The following is a 16595-nucleotide window of genomic DNA, read 5'->3' on the forward strand; positions in this document are numbered from 1 at the left end:
CATCCATTATAAGCTATGCACTGAGATGCTAAATTGTGTAAAGATGACTTCCATCTTGGCTCATACACTCTTTGGTGTAGCGTTCATTGATGAGTTCGTTAATCATTTTTTCTTTGGTCATTTTATGCTTCTTCGCCAATATTTCTAAGCATTGAAGTGTTTTATCAGTCAGATGATAATGGTGCTTTCGCCCTTTGTTTTTTTCCCTAAAGGCTTTTTGATGCCAAGCATTTGATATCTTATCTTTTATAGCTTTGTAGATATTGGTATCTTTATCCAACAGATCATCAAAGATAGCATTGATGACAATACGGTACTCTTCAGGATTCATGGGGTTGTAGTTTTTACTTTTGTGTACTCTAGCATTTTCCCTATCTTGATCCATATAGCTTTTAGCCCATAAATAAAAATCATCACTATCGAAGTTTTTAAAGTGTAATGGCTTCTTGCTTAGTATAGTGCTAAAATTAGATTCTATATTATCAAGAGAGCAGTTAGACTTATAATAACTAGGTAACATGAATATAGTATAGAGGAACCTAAAATATTCATTATGTATGTCTTTGAAAGCCTTATATTGGCGATCATTGGTGGAAATATAATTAAGTGCAAAATATAATAAACGCTTATTGTTCTTGTATTCATTCAGGCTTCTTCCACGTATTAATAATGTGTCTTGGAAATTTTTTAATTTATCGATTAAATAGTAAGTATCTCTTTCATTAATATCTTTGTAAATGCCTGTGACTTTGTTTCTTATCTCATCAGTATTATTTATAGTGTTTAATTTTTGAATATCTAATTGGACTAAATCAGTGTCCCTGTCATTGATATCTCTTCTGGCATGTTGCTCCTCATGTTCTTTATTCATTACATGAAGAACCCAGATCATATCTTCATCGCGAAGTTGTTTAATGAACAAATTAAAATCTTTGTGAGTCGTGCTTGAGTACATGGCTGATCTCCTTACTAGTAAGCTTTACGTGAAGTTTAGCCAAATGTAGAAGGAGTTTTAGGGGAGTTTTGAGGGGTATTTCGGTTGATTTCGCATGATTTTCTTATAAGCTTCTAGTTAAGCATATTATTGCAATGTTTTATACATTAGTATAGAACATTGAATATCCACTAGAGAGTAGGATCAGTTTTAATTTTTTTAGCCTTTCTGTTCAGTTTAGAGATAGCATTCATCTATGATGAGGTATTTTAGCATCGGATAACTTGACATTAATTAAATAACCCATCATTGAAGTAAATATACCAGTACATCATATATAGATATATTAAAATATCGATCAGATAAAGAAAATTACATTACTAGAATATAGTGTTAACTAGGTGTAATGACATAGTTATTAATACTAATATAGCGCTTTAATAATCATATTATCTATCTACTTAAAATATATTAACCTAGAACATATATCTACATCACTTAACCATGATGTTAAATCTAAACGTAATTAATTACAGATCAACCACTTCATGTAGTCCTAACTACAGAGAAGTGAACATGGTATCAATCCTCAATCAAAATAAAATTAATGAAGCAACCTTGTTGATAGAAATAGAAAGGTTCATTCAATCCAGCTTAAATTCGGCGAGACAACCAAGATCTTTCTATCAAAACTTTGCTGATCTACTCCTGGATTTTCATCAAGTCTATGACCCTGACTTTAGCTATTCATGCTTAATAGAGCCTTTTTGTCGTTTGTTATATGACTACGATTTGGAATATGAGTCACCAGAATCTCTTTGCAAGCTATTAAAACAAACACCATTTAGACAGTGGCAAAGTGATTTCGATCTCAATTGGACAGATCATCTTGATGAAATGCGTCAGCACCGCTTTAGTGAAAAACAGAATGCACAGAAGATTGACTCACGCTTGAATCTATTGATAGATGAGTATTCTGCACTGTTAGTCGTTCGAGTGGATTTAAGCTATGTTGCGAATATCAGCATTGAACAAGTTGACGATGACTTAGAAATACTTCGAAGAAAGATTAATCGTTCTCAATATGGGGATGATGTATTACTTTTGATTTGGGCATTAGAGCAAGGCGAAAGCACAGGTTACCATTGTCATGTTGCACTTGTGTTTGATGAGCGAAAACGTCATGGTGCATGGCGTATTGCGAAAGCAGTGGGTGATTGGTGGAAAGAGATCACCGATGATCAAGGTAAATACTTTAATTGCCATGATCGGCGTTATTTAAAGAAATATGAAGAGCGAGATGTTGTTGGTATTGGCGTGATTTATAGCAATGTGCCTTATCAAGTCAATAAGATGCGTTCAACGCTTTCTTATTTAGCTCGACCTGATAAAGCGCAATATTTAAGAGTAAAAACCTCAACCAAGATGCGTAGCTTTGGGATGTCTCAAGTGAAAGCGAAGATCAATCGAAGAAACTGTTATAAGCGGTGAGTGATTGCATAATGAGGTAAACCATTTACCTCATTATTTTTAAAAACTGAATGAATTAGCATGATCAATGCATACTGTCACATGAGATTTTTTCTGGATCACTGATGTATGCTTCAAAAGCAAGATGATGTTGACCTTGTGACTTTGCAAGATCTCGTGCTCTGAAGTGAATACATTCCCCAACACTGAGATTCTCTAGCAGCATATTCTGTGCAACCGATGTAGCTTGCATATCAAAGCTGACTGTACCCTGATTGGTCGTGATGACTTCCTTGTAGTCAATCTCAGTGGTGGGTCTGGTAATTAAAAATGCATACTCATGTTTGTAATCAGCACTGGCAAGTCAATAGGCTGGTTCAGATGTGGATGCAGATGCCGTTTGCACCGTTTCTCCATCTTGAATGATAGGGGCTTGAGTGGATGTAGGTGCTCGTGGGCGTTGTTCTGATTTTGAGTGATTAATGATTCGCTCAATCTCAACATCGATGCTTTCGCCAAAGTCTACTTCCTTGTCATAGCGGGCATCGCCTTGGAACCATCTTAAATAAAAGTTTGGGCGTTGCTGCTCTAAAAATTTAATCTTGTGATCCACCAGTTGTAGCAGTTGCTGATAGCCTGCTTCTCCAACTTCATCTTTCACTTTGTCAGGTTCATCGCTGATCCGATCCCGAAATAGCTGTAGTCCTGCAATCGTCTGTCGGATACGAATATCGTTACAATGGACTGAATTATCTGCAATACAGTCCTTGGCTTGAAGACTCAGTTTGCCATAGTTGAGTTCACTACAACCCGATAATAGCCCAATCATACCGATCAGAATCGCTATTTTATTCATCGCTTGATGTTTCCTGTTGCAGGGCTGCTATGGGTTAAATGTCCAATTGCCTTGATCTGTGGTGACTGTCAGTTCAATAATTTTGTCTCGACGGCAACGAGCACCCAATTTTAGGACACTGCCAAAGTGTAAGATCTTATATGTGTTGGGTTTAAAGTCGGACATGACTTGGCAATTACCACGATTGACAGAGAGACCATAAAAATTAAGCTGATCAACCGTTGATTGAATATTGACATTGGTGTAGTAGTCAGGCTGACCCACATCAGGTTCGAGTGAGATACGTATAGGTGAGGTTTGTGCTGCACCTGCGGATGTATTTTGTGCTGTATTGGATGGGGCGTTCTGAGCTTCTTCGAGCACATTCATACACTCATTTTTCAGACTTGCACCGACTTCATTCTTGTCGGAATCCCAGAGAATGTCAGTATGATCACAACCAAGGGTGTTCTGAGTAGCATTCTCTTTAAAGCGAATATTCCACGTATAGTTATATAAGCCTTTGTTATTCTGATCTTGATTGATGAACTTGACATTATTGACTGAAGTGACGGTATAGGTGTTTGGCGATTCCTGATCCAAGAGCTGTTGTAGTGCAGCTTTACCGTTGCTTTCAATTGCCATTTTTCCAACCTCAGACAATGGAATGCCTGAAGGTGGTGTTGCTTCGGTCTGTGCTTGGCTGGCAGCCGCTGTTGTGGCATGTTCGGTTTTGGAACAGGCTTGTAGAGATAAACCACAGATAAGAAGAAGTGCGAACGTTGTTTTATGCATTTGATATATCCAGATTCAGTTTTTTATTTTTTAGTTGGTTGATTGAGTCGCTAGGCCGTACTGGTTGGTTTCAGGATCACTGTCTTGGATTGCCCAAAACAAGAATAAGAACAGACCGACAATTGGAATGGCAACAATGCACACCCACCAACCTGAACGCCCAATATCATGCATACGACGCACACTGACTGCGAGGTTGGGGAGCATGACGATCAGCATGGCAAGCGAAGCAAGGTTTTGACTGATGAAATGCAAGAAGATACTGAGCAGCAAGCAGAAGAGTTGAAAGTACCAGAACTCACTGCGTGCTGAGCGTCCTTTAAAGTCCGCAAATTTCTTAAAGCAATTCAGAATAGCTGTTTGATAGCTATTTTCAGCGAGGTCTAATTTGTTAAAGATCTGTTGAGCTGAAGTTGTAGCGGTTGAAATAGATTCTGTTGGTGCTTTATTCAGTATGCTGGCTTGTGCTGGGATAGGTACATCGATATAGATGGCAATTGCTTGCTGATCTGCGCTGACCTCAAAATCAACAACAGTGCCACGGATAGGATTAATCTGTTCTTTCCATTGTTGCCCTGTAAATGGATAACGTGATCCATTGTCCCCTAAGATAATGCCGGTATTGCCTTGAATCGAGAAATCAAGAACTTTGCCTTTCATGATATATAGGTATCCTTATTCTTGGTATGTGCTTAGAAATAAACCCACAGCCTGTCATGCTTTTATTGATTGATGGAATGAATGACATGGGGCTGAATGGGAATGCCCATTGCGTACTGGGTAAGATAAAGATGAGTTAATCCAAGCGTAATCCATGACCACCATCACGATGGCTGGCGACCAACAATGCATAAGGATTTATCCCTGCAATCAGCAATGCAGAGTTTGTCTGGTTTTACTCAAGCTATTTTCTACCAAGCCGAATGGATGGTTGCTTTATTGTGCTCAATTAGTCTGTAACAGGGGGGACTACAGCCTGATCGGTAGAAATTGGGATACGGATTTGAGATTGAAGCATAGTCATGGTGACTCCTTAGGTAATAAGAAGTTCTACCGAATCACTGTCAATTGATTATGGTGGCAGAACGAGAAGGGGTTGACAGACTGAACCTAAGAATCAGCACACTCGAAAGTGTCCCCCTCCCGTTCCGCCGCAGAGGGGTGCACGAGATTACGCACTAAAAGTAGGAAACTTTTAGTGTTCTTAGGAAACGGTCTGTCAAAACCGACTGACGATGTAGGTCAGCCAACAAATCATAATCGGAGTTATCCGTAACGTCAATTTAAAAAGAATTCAGATATATATCATCTAGATGAGAATCATCTTTCTTTATTCGGGTTTGCCTCAACGGTAAGCCCTTTTTTATTTCTAGAGGTAAATCATTATGCGTTCTTGTCCTTATTGTTATTCAAATCATGTTACCCGTGTCATCCAAAGCCAAACACAGGCGGGTTCATCCAATGGCAGTACCTTCTCATCATCCGCATCTTTTGCCACGATTGGGGCATCCTTATCCAAATCATTGCCTGTGCCAATTTCGCCTTTGATTGGAGGAATTGCCGGTGCCGTGGTTGGTGGTCTATTGGGGAGTCTGTTTGATGATGCACCAAAGCAAACTCCAAGCTATCAGTATTTCTACTGTGAAGATTGTGGTCGTAACTTTCAGTAATTGAATCAGGAGAATACCCAATGGCACATCTGATTGAAAACATGGCCTATGTGGGTGCAACCCCTTGGCATGGTCTGGGCAATGTACTCACCCCGAACCAGCCGATTGAAGTCTGGGCACAACAAGCGGGTATGGACTGGCAGATTGAATCCTCCAATGTCAGCTATATGGCACAGAATCAACGTGGGCAGAGCATTATCCTGCCGTACGAAGAACAACGGGTGCTGTACCGCTCGGATACCCATGCACCGCTCTCCGTCGTCAGTCAGCGTTATCAGGAAGTCCAGCCTTTAGAAATTCTCAATTTCTATCGTGACTTAACTGAACAAGCTGGCTTTGAACTGGAAACAGCAGGGGTGCTCAAAGGAGGGAAGAAGTTCTGGGCGCTAGCGAAAACAGGACAAACTTCATCGTTAAAAGGCAAGGATGTCAGTAATGGCTATATCTTGCTGGCTACCGCATGTGATGGCACTTTAGCCACCACCGCGCAATTTACCTCAATTCGGGTGGTGTGTAACAACACTTTGGCGATTGCCTTAAAAGGACAAAGCAGTAGTGCAGGTGTGGTTAAAGTGCCACACAGTACCCGTTTTGATGCAGAGAAGGTTAAACAGCAACTGGGCATTTCGGTACGGGCATGGGATGAGCATATGTACGAAATGAAACAGCTTAGCCAACGCAAGGTCAGCCAAACCGAAGCCGCAGCTTATTTCGATGCGGTGTTTAACAACACCAGTCTGAGTATTACCGATCAGGATGACAGCATTATTCAGTTCTATCGTAATGTGGCGACCCAAGCCCAAAGTCACTCGACCAGCAAAGCCGAGAATAAAACCGAACCGAACGGACGGGCTTTATCCAAAGTCATGAGCATGTTTAATGGTCAGGGACGCGGGGCAGAACTCAGCTCAGCCAAAGATACGGCTTATGGCTTGCTGTGCGCCATGACTGAGTTCGCCGACCATGAGCGTCGTGCCATGAGTCAGGATCATCGTCTGGATTCAGCATGGTTTGGCGCAGGGGCTGCCCTGAAACAACGTGGACTGGAACAGGCGCTACGTTTGGTAGCTTAAGGACATACTTGTCTTAGCCTAAGCCATTTAGAAAGCTATCTCATACATCAAGCCCTCGCTGACGCAAGTCAGCGAGGGCTTGTTTTTTATGCTCAACATTACATTCTCTAGGAATCACTTATGAATACAGCACTTCCCATTTCAACCTCATCTCCACCCACTACACATTCATTGAATAACAATCGTCCCAAACTGTTTAGCGCCAAACGCTTTGTCGATACCAAAAAACTCAGCCAAGCCGAATGGCTGGAAGTACGTCGGAAGGGCATTGGTAGCAGTGATTGTGCCGCAGCCTGTGGACTGAATCCCTATATGTCGATGCTGGAACTGTGGATGATTAAAACTGGACGGATTCAGCAAAACCTCGAAGATGATCATCAAGGGCATGCACCTTTGTACTGGGGTAAACAGCTAGAGCCACTGGTGGCTGAATACTACAGCCTGCATACCCAGCATAAAGTCAGACGCGTGAATGCGATATTACAGCACCCTGATCCAGATAAGCACTTTATGCTGGCGAATCTGGACTATGCTGTGGTGGGCACTCCTGAAGTGCAGATTCTGGAATGTAAAACCGCAGGCGAACATGGGGCAAAACTTTGGCGGGATGGGGTTCCACTCTATGTTTTATGTCAGGTACAGCACCAACTGGCCGTGACCGGTAAACAGGCGGCACATGTTTGTGTGTTGCTGTGTGGGCATGAAACCAAAATCTTTAAAGTCACGCGTAGTGAATCAGTGATTCGTCACATCATTCAGGCGGAACGTCAGTTCTGGGACTGTGTGGAACAGGATATTCCGCCTTCGGTGGATGCAAGTAGCTCTGCAGGCAAAGCCCTGCAATTACTCTATCCCGAGCATATGCCACTCAGCACAACGGATCTGTCTGAAGATGCTGAGGCCAATCAACAGTTTGAACAGTTGATTCAACAGCGCAATTTGGTTGAACAGCACCAAGAGCAATTTGATCTGCTGAAACATCAGCTACAAGCCAAGATGCAAGAGGTAGAACGAGCAGTATTTCAGGGTGGCTCGGTGACATGGAAACGCGCCAAGGATTCAGTCAGTTTGGATACAAAAGCCTTACTCAAACAACATCCCGAATATCTAGAGCAGTTTCCACAAAGCAAGCAGGGCAGTCGACGCTTTCAGATTTACAACGATTGAACCGACCTGTTTACAAACTATCCCCATATTCCACAATCTCAATCCATCCCATGCTTATCCCATGGGATTTTTTATTACGTTTTTATTTAATTCCATGAAGAGGATATCAACATGATTAAAGGTTTAATTATTACCCCACCCGTACTCGGTCGTATCAGCATTGGCAAAATTGTGGAAAAGAATGGTAAACGTCTGCCAGAAAAAGATGATCAATTCACCATTACCAGCCAGATTCACAGTAAAGAGGGCTGGGTGAAACATCCTTTGGATGAGCAGCTCAGAGCCAAAGTCCCGAATCAGAAACTTCGAAGCATTCCAGTACGAATGCTATTTGATGACCCTGATCTTAATCTCCGTGCTGAATATACGTTGTTTGACCGTCAGACAGGACGACCTGTGTGTATTGGCGATGGTGAAACTTGTCAGCGTCGAACAGGTAAAGGGGTTGAACAACATCCTTGTCCATCCCCTGATTTGTGTCCACTGGCGCAAGGTGGACAGTGCAAGCCCTATGCCCGTTTATACGTCAATCTGGATGAGCAGGATGAACTCGGCAGCTTTGTGCTGCGAACCACAGGTTTTAACAGCATTCGCACCTTAGCGGCACGGTTGCGTTATTACCATGCTGCGGTGAATGGCTTGCTGTCCTGCCTGCCCTTACAACTGACTTTAAGAGGCAAAAGCACCAGTCAAAGCTATGGCACACCGATCTACTATGTCGATCTGACGCTTAGGGAGGGAATCAGTTTGCAACAAGCCATCCTTGAGGCCAAACAACTGCAACAGGAAGCCCAAGCCTGTGGCTTTCAACAGGAGTTACTGGATCAGGTGGCACGGCAAGGCTATGCTAATGCCGTGTTTGATAGGGATGAGGGCGAAGATGGAATGCAGGTTGTAGAGGAGTTTTATCCAGATGAAGCTGTTGTTTTTGAACAAATGCCATCTAAATCCAATCAAGGGGATGGTTTTGTTCAAGATATTCAGCAGGGTTTACAGAGGAGTGTAAGGGCAGTGAATTAGGAGGAAGTAGATAGCATGAGACTCCGTAAAATTTTATTGGATTTGCTTATCATTTGAGCGAATACCCGCTCGCATCAATGATCAGGAGTAAACATCATGAATGCGTTCACAGGTCAGACATTTCAGATGAATCAAATTATTAATATTAAAGAGGTAATTCAATTCACAAGTATTAGCCGAGCAAAGATCTATGAAATGATGGGTGAAAACTCACCATAATACAATCCAACTTTCCCTAAAAAAGTTAAAATTACACAGAATCATATCGGATGGTCTGCTTATGAAATTCATGAATGGATTGAAAATAAGTTAGCGAACCGTGCATAAAACTGGGAGCTTGGGCTCCCTTATTTTTTGGTTTTTAGTAGGCTGAGTTCAGTTTTTAACCTACGCATTAACCATGAGGACAATTGATTATTACAATTAATACGCTGATGAATTTACTCAAGCAACGTTTTATGTAGATAGGGAAAGCCTAGTTAGTTATTTTTATATCTCCAAAGTTAATGTTACGTTATCTTTAGAGGGACTATGTGTCCATTATTTTGTCTGCAATCAACCGCTATATTTAAAGAATGTAGATAAAGAACATCATTCTGAAATTTATAAAGAATTGGCACAGAAGTACTTTGGTAAAGAAATTGATCAAAGTTAAAATGATAAGATCGGGTACTTGCCTTAATCAACTGGCCGCTGCTACTGAGTTGATTAAGGCAAGTACCGAGTTGGTGAAAGCGAAGGAAAGTTTGCCACCAAAGTAAGATTGGGTTAAGAAAATTTATAGCTCTACTATGGAGGGCTTTTTTATTGAGTTCTTGTAGAGTAATTTTTCCCTTTTGGTACAATGATTTGGCTCATTATAGATAACGATATCGTTTTTTGTTGATTAAATAAATTCTAGAGGTGAAAAATGAACAAAGAGGCTACACACGAAAATGAATTATTATCGAAAATTTTAAGTGAAGAAATTAAAGCTACCGATATAGACACTTTTTTACAAAGAATTAGAACAGAGCTTCAATTATCTGAAGAAAGAACAGAGTTCTTAAAAAAAATACTTAATGGTACTTGTAAATTAAGTATTAATACGCGCAATGAGATTTTTAGATGTCTTGTGAAAAAAAATTATGAAAATAAAGGCGATATGTACTCTTATGATCAATTGGAATTAGCCGAGAATAACATTATCAGTAATGGTCCTTGTTGGGAGTATGATCCAGCAAAAAATGGACAAAATATTATTAAACACGGTATAGAGTTTGGTTCAGTTGCTAGTTATGGTGGTGGTGATTTTGGTCGATTAATTTCTTATACAGCTCCTGGACGTTGGATTAATGAAGATGGTGAAGAAGAAGAAGAAGAAAGACGTATAGTATTTTCTAAATATTATACTAATGGAGCAGACAAAAAATTTTTCTTAGATAGATTTAAGGATGATGATATTCTTTGTATTGCAAGTGTTGTAACAATGCATGATATGAAGTTCAGATTTATTTCATCTAGAGTCATTAAAGCTGATTCATTAGCCCAACTTACAAGAGAAATCAAGAATTTAATTAAAGATTTAGAGCTAGATGAGCAAGATAAAAATATTATTAATAATCTAAGGGAAAGTGCATTAAGTATTCTAGCTAAGTATTATGACTTTAGTTTGAATAATTAATAATATAGTTAATTAAGGCCTTAATTTTAAAGGCCTTAATTTTTTATTTGTATGATTCTAATATATTATTAATACTATTTTTTGAATTTATAACAGGTTGACCTTGTCGGGCATAGTAGGATGAAAAACGTGCGAGAATATCTTTTATAAATGGAGAGGAAACTTGAATTTTTAAGTTTTCATAATCCCGACTATATTCAGTTAATTCTATAGATTTGGCTCTTCTGAAATTAATAAATCCCCCATCAAAAATTTTTATCTTAGGTAGGTAGTGATAATAATTAGTAAAATTATTTCCATATAAGTTCTCTAGTTTATTTTTTACTTTTTTTCTAGTCTTTGCATCTTTAGCAAGTTGTGAGAACTCATGTAGTGCAATATCTTTAATATTATCATGATTGTTGATTTCAGCTATTAATAATCTATCAGTATTGCAGGTTCCATTTCTTCTAATAGCTAAATCACAAGCAGGGCTCAAACTAATGAAGTAATTTCCAGTTGTTATACATTTTAACAATGTTCCTGTTCTTAATATCTCATCTTTAATAGGATAAACATAGAATTCTTCTGGATAGGATGGTGTTTCTTCATCTTCTAGTAAATGATGAAGATGATTCACTACTAAACGTAATAGTGCTTTCTCAGTATTTTTTTTATCATCTTCATTAATGACATGTGTTTTCCATATATCTAATTCAGGCAAAATTGTTTCTAGAAAGATATCGGAAAGTTTTTTTTCAATTTCTCCTCTCCCACCTAATATATTTGTTAAGCCAGTTTGATATACATTTAATATTAATTTAAAGTCATCTTCATAGTCACCATCATCTCTTGATCTGATATTTATGACCAAACGATTTTTTTGAACATTCCCATGATTACCCGAAACAAACAGAATTGGCACTCTAATGTTACTTTCTTCTAATCTTTTTGCGATATCATTTCCACCATTGTGATTTTGATTTAGTGCTAAATCTAAAATGATAGCATCGAATGTTTTATCAAGTATTTTTATTGCTTGATCAAAATTATCAACTATGGTTTCAGTTATATTGTACTCATCATTTTCTGAATTAAATTCAGCCAAATTTGTATTAAATTGACTAATTGCAGTTTTATTATCTTCTACAAATAGAACTTTTATAATTTCCACATTATTCCCCTTCGTTAATAGCACTCGTTTCTACAATATCTATTCTGAAATAGACACCAATAGGCACATCAAAAATTGATAGATGTAAACCATTTCTTTGTGCTGCTTCACCAGCTATAGCCAACCCGAGACCCATGCCTTCTTTTTTGGTTGTAAATTGAGGTTCGAATATCAAATTTTTATCATTTATTGATTTATCAATACCAGGGCCACTATCCTTGTAATCTATGAAGGCTAATTGAGCATTTTCTTCGCCAATATGAATAGTAATTTTCTTCTCATGACTATTTTTTTCATGCATCCAATAGATACTATTTTGAATTAAATTAATAAATATTGATCTCAAGTCTTGTGACCAACATTCATATTCAACTGTTTGACTGCCAGTAATAGTGTAAGAAATATCTTTTTCACTCATATCATTTGCAAACATAGAAACTACTGATACAAGCTCTTTATAGACATTAATATCTTCTACCTTGTCACGATTTTTATAAGCTAGTGGGTCTAGCCTTGAAAACAGCTCACTAAAGCTTTCTGCATTCTTAGAAATTTCAGTAGCAAATGGAATACTTGCATTTAATTTATTTTCATCTTGTGTTTCTAAGAATTCGTTATGCCGTTTTTTGAAGTATTTAATATTTGATTTTATTGCTGATAATGGAAGTCTTCCTTCATGAAGTACCAAATTAATAATGTTACCTACAGTGGCTTGGCCTTGATACATTGCAAGTGTTTTCTGAAGGTTCTCTGCAGCTTTAGTAATTTCTTTACTCTTTTTAAATAACATCTGAGACACAGCTTCAGTTGAAGCACTATCTAGCCCTTTAGATTTTAATGTGTTAACAATCTCATCACCAAAATTTTTAAATGAGTAAAGAAGTTCAAGTTCTTGTTCAATTTTTACGGCAGGTCTTGATATACCAAGCTTTCGCCTAATTTCAAAGCGTCTTAATTCTAATAATTCGATAATTTGTGTAGAGATTTTTTTTAAATTATCGAATGCAAGGTTCTCTTTTAATCCATCACGAGCACTTTTTTCTATTAAATTAGAATGTTCTTCTGATTCAATGTTTATATGGCCTATTACTTGATTACTGCCTATTTTTTGGGAAGGATTTTGAATTCTTTGTTTGTTTAGTTTTAACCAATCAAAGTCTGCATCACCTAAAGGCCGAATTCTAAATCCGTTACGAAAAACACCTATTCCATTATAATCATCTAGTAATTTACGAGTTTCTTGTCTAGAAAAAAAAGTATTGGAATTATGTTTAATTCCACGTTGAATTAGTTGGTCAAGCGATTCAATTTCACGGTCAAATACTGAAATATCAAATTCTAATTTTCCACAATTTGTTGGTCGGCCTAAGGAAAAAGTTATTTCATCATTAAAGTTATGCGTAGTGGATTTTTGTGTTTGGAATTTGAAAATACCATCCCCATTCTCATTTAGCTTGCCTGAAATTCGATAATCAAACATATCAATCAAAGGGAATGGTTCAATTTTTTCTTCTATTAGTCCATCAGGGGATTGAATAAAATGATCTTGGATTATATAGACTTCAAATTTATCATTCTCATTCGCTTGTACTTCTTTATTTAATGGAGACATTAATTTTTTAATTTGGAACTGTAAATCTTGGAGTTTTTTATCAGACCATTCTTCTAAACCAACTTTATCTCCTGTAACAATTAAAGTAGTACCTGGACTTTCTTTTGTTTGAGTGGATTCAATTAAGATTTCAACATCATCTAGGAATTTGGCATTTTCAAATTGCTGCCATTCTATAAAAGCTGTTGTTTTTTCACCATTTTCATCAATAGATTCTAATAACAGGTCTTTACCTAAAATTGCTGCGGCATATCTACCAATACCTTTTCGTCCTTGTAGAATTCGACCTTTAGGACTGGTTTTTCTGTTTAGTTTATCATTCGTTGATGGAACCATCCATTTGGTAATAATGGTATCTCTATCCATTCCATGACCATGATCTTCTATTGTGATTTTATAGAATGAATGATCTTCTTTCATTGAAAATGTTATTTTTATATCAGGTGAATCTGCGTCAAATGCATTTTTAATTAATTCTATTAAGGCTGCATTATTGTCCTGTATCAGGTCACGACCAATCGTAAGTAAGTGCCGTCCTGCTGGGCGGATTTTATATGAACCAGTTATTTTATTGTCTTCTATAAATTGATCAGTCATTCCCAATTCCTTAATAATTGTTCTGCGATTTTTTGTGCAAGTAAAACGGGTACAGCATTTCCAATTTGCTTAAATGCGCTGGTGCGCGCAGGTTTCCCTGAAACATTTTCAAAATAATAATCATCAGGGAAGGTTTGAATTCGCGCTGCTTCTCTTGGAGTAATTGAACGGTTTTGCTCAATGTCTGGATGAATATAGTGATGTCCATCTTTAGAAATGTGAGCAACAACTGTATGTGTTGCAGGAAGGTCACCAGCAACAATTTTAAAACGATCGACAAATGAGTCGGTACCTTTATGGCTTTTTAAGCGTGAAGGTAGGTCGTTATAGTGTAATCGCCTTTTTTCACCGTTCCATAAATTGACAGCAAAACGATAAATTTCTAAGTCTTGCTCAGAATGAGGGCGAGCTTGATGCCAAGTAAGAGGGAATTTTCCTTTAATACCTGATTTTTCGAGCCACTCACTTTTATAACGAACATATTTTTGAGGAGCTGGTGTACCACCACCAGCTTGAATTTTGGGTAAATCAGCAAAGAGTTCCCATACGTTGACTTCGGGATTCCATTTTTCAGGCTCGGGATAGAAAGAGTCATCAGATAAATGATCCTTTTTGCCGACTAAAATAATCCTCTTACGGTTTTGTAATACACCGTATTCATTGGCAGATAGAACTTTATACTCAATCGTGTAGCCAATTTCGACAAACAAGGCCTTCATCTTGTCGAAATATAAATGACCATTCGGATCTTTAGCTGTAAGTAGGCCAAGTACGTTTTCAAAAACAAAATATTTAGGAGAGTAGCGTTTCAAAAATTCTGCATAATAAATATAGAGGTGATTCCTTGCATCGTTGACCATGTTGCCACGCGCACGGCCAATGAGCGAATAAGCTTGGCAGGGTGGGCCACCAATAATTAAATCGATCTTTTCATTATTTAAAATATTATCCAACTCCTGAAAAATTTCAGGCAATGTTTCTTTATCTATAAATTTATTGATAACAGAATTAATCTCGTTTTGAGGAACAGCCTCATAAAGCTCATCTCTCGTAATTTTATTATTCAGATAATCTGTATAAATATTACTTTTATTATTCTTATTAAGCCAATGAAAAGCTTGGCGTGTTTTTAAGGTATAACACGCAGATGCATCAGCTTCAACATGGGCAACTGGTTCAAAGCCAGCACGGATAAAACCTTCGGAAAGTCCTCCAGCACCAGCGAATAAATCCAGAAATTTTAAGATATTAGACATATACAGACTATAATTAATTATTTAAACCAGGATAACAATAAAGGATTATCTTTACCAAGCATTATAGACTGTTAATTTGTTGAAAAGCTATTATTTATACTTGCGATTCTAATTCTAACTGGGTCGTTAGACCGCTACTTTTGGCATAGCTATGAGTAGCTTTTTCAACGATCCATTTCAGCCTATCTACCTCAACTTTAAAGCCCTGTAGTTGGATGGGCGACTCTGTACTGATTGTACACCATAAGTCAAATTGATGCTGAATTTCGCCATTTGGCGCTTAATCTCAGCTATCTTCGCAGCACTCGCACGTTCGGCTTTACCTGTGTCATGGTAACTGGTTGATACACCCGTATAGTCTGAGTCACGGTCTTGCTCTGAATAACGGAATTGGTTACCATCGTTACGGGTAATGGTGATTGACGGTAAATCTTTACCAGAAGCAGTCTTTGCAGCACCAGCTTTAAAAATTAGTAAATGATCTTTATTGATGGCTCAGGTCCTTCTCTTTTTCAACTCAATTGCTTATCCGCGATTCGGGTTAATTAAGGTATTAATTGTTTCAATAAACTCCATGGTTACATTGGGCCAGAACAATAAATTAAAACTTTCCTGTCCAAAGTGCTCATTTCCCTTGATTTCAGGAAATTCATTTTGTAATTCCACGAATGAGATATGACCATTCTTTTTTTTAATAAAGGCGAAAATTTTTTCTTTCATGTTTGATAATTTAAGTAGTGTTGGTTTTTTGAGTCTAAAAATTTATTTAGGTATGTGCAATATTAGTTGATAGCTTTTAAAAGTTAATCATTCGTGAAATGAGTTAGAAAAATATAGTACTAGAGATAACTTTGAACACATGTTAAGAATTTATCTATCCAAACTTCTCTTTGATGATTTACTTAAGGCTTGATGGGTAGGAGAGTAATATTATTTAATTAGTTAAGCTCTACACCAATTTTACACCATAATTTATTTGTAAATCTATAAATTATTGTATTTTAATTATTATTTTTATTGATGTGTCCAATCCATCATCGGTGCAACACTGATGCGGGGGCGTTGCTTGATTTCAGTGCTTTGCGAGATATTCATTTAAAACCAACCTGTTGAATCAATGTTACATCGAGAATATGAACGAACCACTATTTTAGCCTATTTTGTGTTTGAAAAATGAGTGCGACCTATCACACCATACAGTTTTCCAAATGAACTCACTGTTATCTTCTAAAAAATAATTAAGCACAACGGTTGATATAAAAACCGAGTTTGAAATGTAAGAAGATAAAAAATGAAGTTGCAAACGACAGCTTAAAATAGTGAGAAATCCTGAAAAATGAATAGAAAAAT

General features: G+C 37.6%; 13 protein-coding genes and 1 pseudogene. 7 read left to right on the top strand and 7 right to left on the bottom strand.

From position 1 onward, the window contains the following. Positions 1–28 precede the first annotated feature (28 nt). A complete protein-coding gene (locus tag P255_RS02585) occupies positions 29–955 on the bottom strand; it encodes a hypothetical protein (RefSeq protein ID WP_004903325.1) in 927 nt (308 codons plus the stop codon). Between the two features lie 555 nt (positions 956–1510). Here P255_RS02585 and P255_RS02590 point away from each other — a divergent pair. Next, entirely contained in the window at positions 1511–2425 is a 915-nt protein-coding gene (locus P255_RS02590; RefSeq protein WP_004903326.1) for a YagK/YfjJ domain-containing protein, read from the top strand. A gap of 343 nt (positions 2426–2768) precedes the next feature. Here P255_RS02590 and P255_RS15050 read toward each other — a convergent pair whose 3' ends face one another. The 3 genes from P255_RS15050 to P255_RS02605 are packed head-to-tail and all read right to left on the bottom strand — an operon-like array spanning position 2769 to position 4694. Beyond that, positions 2769–3260, bottom strand: a complete 492-nt coding sequence (locus tag P255_RS15050) for a hypothetical protein (protein WP_004903327.1) — start codon at positions 3258–3260, stop codon at positions 2769–2771. 27 nt (positions 3261–3287) lie between these two features. After that, on the bottom strand, positions 3288–4034 hold the full coding sequence (locus tag P255_RS02600) for a hypothetical protein (protein ID WP_004903328.1): 747 nt from the start codon (positions 4032–4034) through the stop codon (positions 3288–3290). A 30-nt stretch (positions 4035–4064) separates the two neighbouring features. Then, complete coding sequence (locus P255_RS02605) at positions 4065–4694, bottom strand: DUF805 domain-containing protein (protein WP_004903330.1); 630 nt, start codon at positions 4692–4694, stop codon at positions 4065–4067. A 725-nt stretch (positions 4695–5419) separates the two neighbouring features. On the opposite strand from P255_RS02605, the gene P255_RS02610 reads away from it, so the two are divergent. The 6 genes and pseudogenes from P255_RS02610 to P255_RS02640 all read left to right on the top strand — a co-directional run bounded on the left by P255_RS02610 (position 5420) and on the right by P255_RS02640 (position 10627). Then, complete coding sequence (locus P255_RS02610) at positions 5420–5704, top strand: hypothetical protein (RefSeq protein ID WP_004903332.1); 285 nt, start codon at positions 5420–5422, stop codon at positions 5702–5704. Between the two features lie 20 nt (positions 5705–5724). Beyond that, positions 5725–6777 carry a DUF932 domain-containing protein gene (locus P255_RS02615; protein ID WP_004903333.1) on the top strand — a complete coding sequence of 351 codons (1053 nt, stop codon included), beginning with the start codon at positions 5725–5727 and terminating at the stop codon, positions 6775–6777. 120 nt (positions 6778–6897) lie between these two features. Further along, the gene (locus tag P255_RS02620) at positions 6898–7944 is read left to right on the top strand and encodes a YqaJ viral recombinase family nuclease (RefSeq protein ID WP_004903335.1); all 1047 of its coding nucleotides are present in this window, start codon (positions 6898–6900) and stop codon (positions 7942–7944) included. A 111-nt stretch (positions 7945–8055) separates the two neighbouring features. Further along, complete coding sequence (locus P255_RS02625) at positions 8056–8964, top strand: recombination directionality factor (protein ID WP_004903337.1); 909 nt, start codon at positions 8056–8058, stop codon at positions 8962–8964. Between the two features lie 96 nt (positions 8965–9060). Next, positions 9061–9291: pseudogene (locus P255_RS15605) on the top strand (helix-turn-helix transcriptional regulator). 583 nt (positions 9292–9874) lie between these two features. Then, positions 9875–10627, top strand: coding sequence for a hypothetical protein (locus tag P255_RS02640; protein WP_004903341.1), 753 nt, complete (start codon positions 9875–9877; stop codon positions 10625–10627). Positions 10628–10670: 43 nt separating this feature from the next. Here the strand turns inward: P255_RS02640 and P255_RS02645 are convergent, their stop codons facing one another. From P255_RS02645 to P255_RS02655, 3 genes are read right to left on the bottom strand one after another with little or no spacing between them, the layout of a single operon-like run. Next, entirely contained in the window at positions 10671–11780 is a 1110-nt protein-coding gene (locus tag P255_RS02645; RefSeq protein ID WP_004903344.1) for a response regulator, read from the bottom strand. 1 nt (position 11781) lies between these two features. Continuing rightward, positions 11782–13989 carry a sensor histidine kinase gene (locus tag P255_RS02650; RefSeq protein WP_004903345.1) on the bottom strand — a complete coding sequence of 736 codons (2208 nt, stop codon included), beginning with the start codon at positions 13987–13989 and terminating at the stop codon, positions 11782–11784. Next, complete coding sequence (locus P255_RS02655; protein ID WP_004903347.1) at positions 13986–15245, bottom strand: DNA cytosine methyltransferase; 1260 nt, start codon at positions 15243–15245, stop codon at positions 13986–13988. The genes P255_RS02650 and P255_RS02655 overlap by 4 nt, the downstream gene beginning before the upstream one ends. Positions 15246–16595: the final 1350 nt, after the last annotated feature.

Origin of the sequence: Acinetobacter brisouii CIP 110357, from assembly GCF_000488275.1 — a bacterium.
Taxonomy (GTDB): Bacteria; Pseudomonadota; Gammaproteobacteria; order Pseudomonadales; family Moraxellaceae; genus Acinetobacter; species Acinetobacter brisouii.

Coding starts and splice junctions, on each gene's coding strand:
- P255_RS02620 (WP_004903335.1), top strand. CDS start 6,898: ATGAATACAGCACTTCCCATTTCAACCTCATCTCCACCCACTACACAT.
- P255_RS02640 (WP_004903341.1), top strand. CDS start 9,875: ATGAACAAAGAGGCTACACACGAAAATGAATTATTATCGAAAATTTTA.
- P255_RS02650 (WP_004903345.1), bottom strand. CDS start 13,989: ATGACTGATCAATTTATAGAAGACAATAAAATAACTGGTTCATATAAA.
- P255_RS02590 (WP_004903326.1), top strand. CDS start 1,511: ATGGTATCAATCCTCAATCAAAATAAAATTAATGAAGCAACCTTGTTG.
- P255_RS02600 (WP_004903328.1), bottom strand. CDS start 4,034: ATGCATAAAACAACGTTCGCACTTCTTCTTATCTGTGGTTTATCTCTA.
- P255_RS02605 (WP_004903330.1), bottom strand. CDS start 4,694: ATGAAAGGCAAAGTTCTTGATTTCTCGATTCAAGGCAATACCGGCATT.
- P255_RS02625 (WP_004903337.1), top strand. CDS start 8,056: ATGATTAAAGGTTTAATTATTACCCCACCCGTACTCGGTCGTATCAGC.
- P255_RS02610 (WP_004903332.1), top strand. CDS start 5,420: ATGCGTTCTTGTCCTTATTGTTATTCAAATCATGTTACCCGTGTCATC.
- P255_RS15050 (WP_004903327.1), bottom strand. CDS start 3,260: ATGAATAAAATAGCGATTCTGATCGGTATGATTGGGCTATTATCGGGT.
- P255_RS02615 (WP_004903333.1), top strand. CDS start 5,725: ATGGCACATCTGATTGAAAACATGGCCTATGTGGGTGCAACCCCTTGG.
- P255_RS02585 (WP_004903325.1), bottom strand. CDS start 955: ATGTACTCAAGCACGACTCACAAAGATTTTAATTTGTTCATTAAACAA.
- P255_RS02655 (WP_004903347.1), bottom strand. CDS start 15,245: ATGTCTAATATCTTAAAATTTCTGGATTTATTCGCTGGTGCTGGAGGA.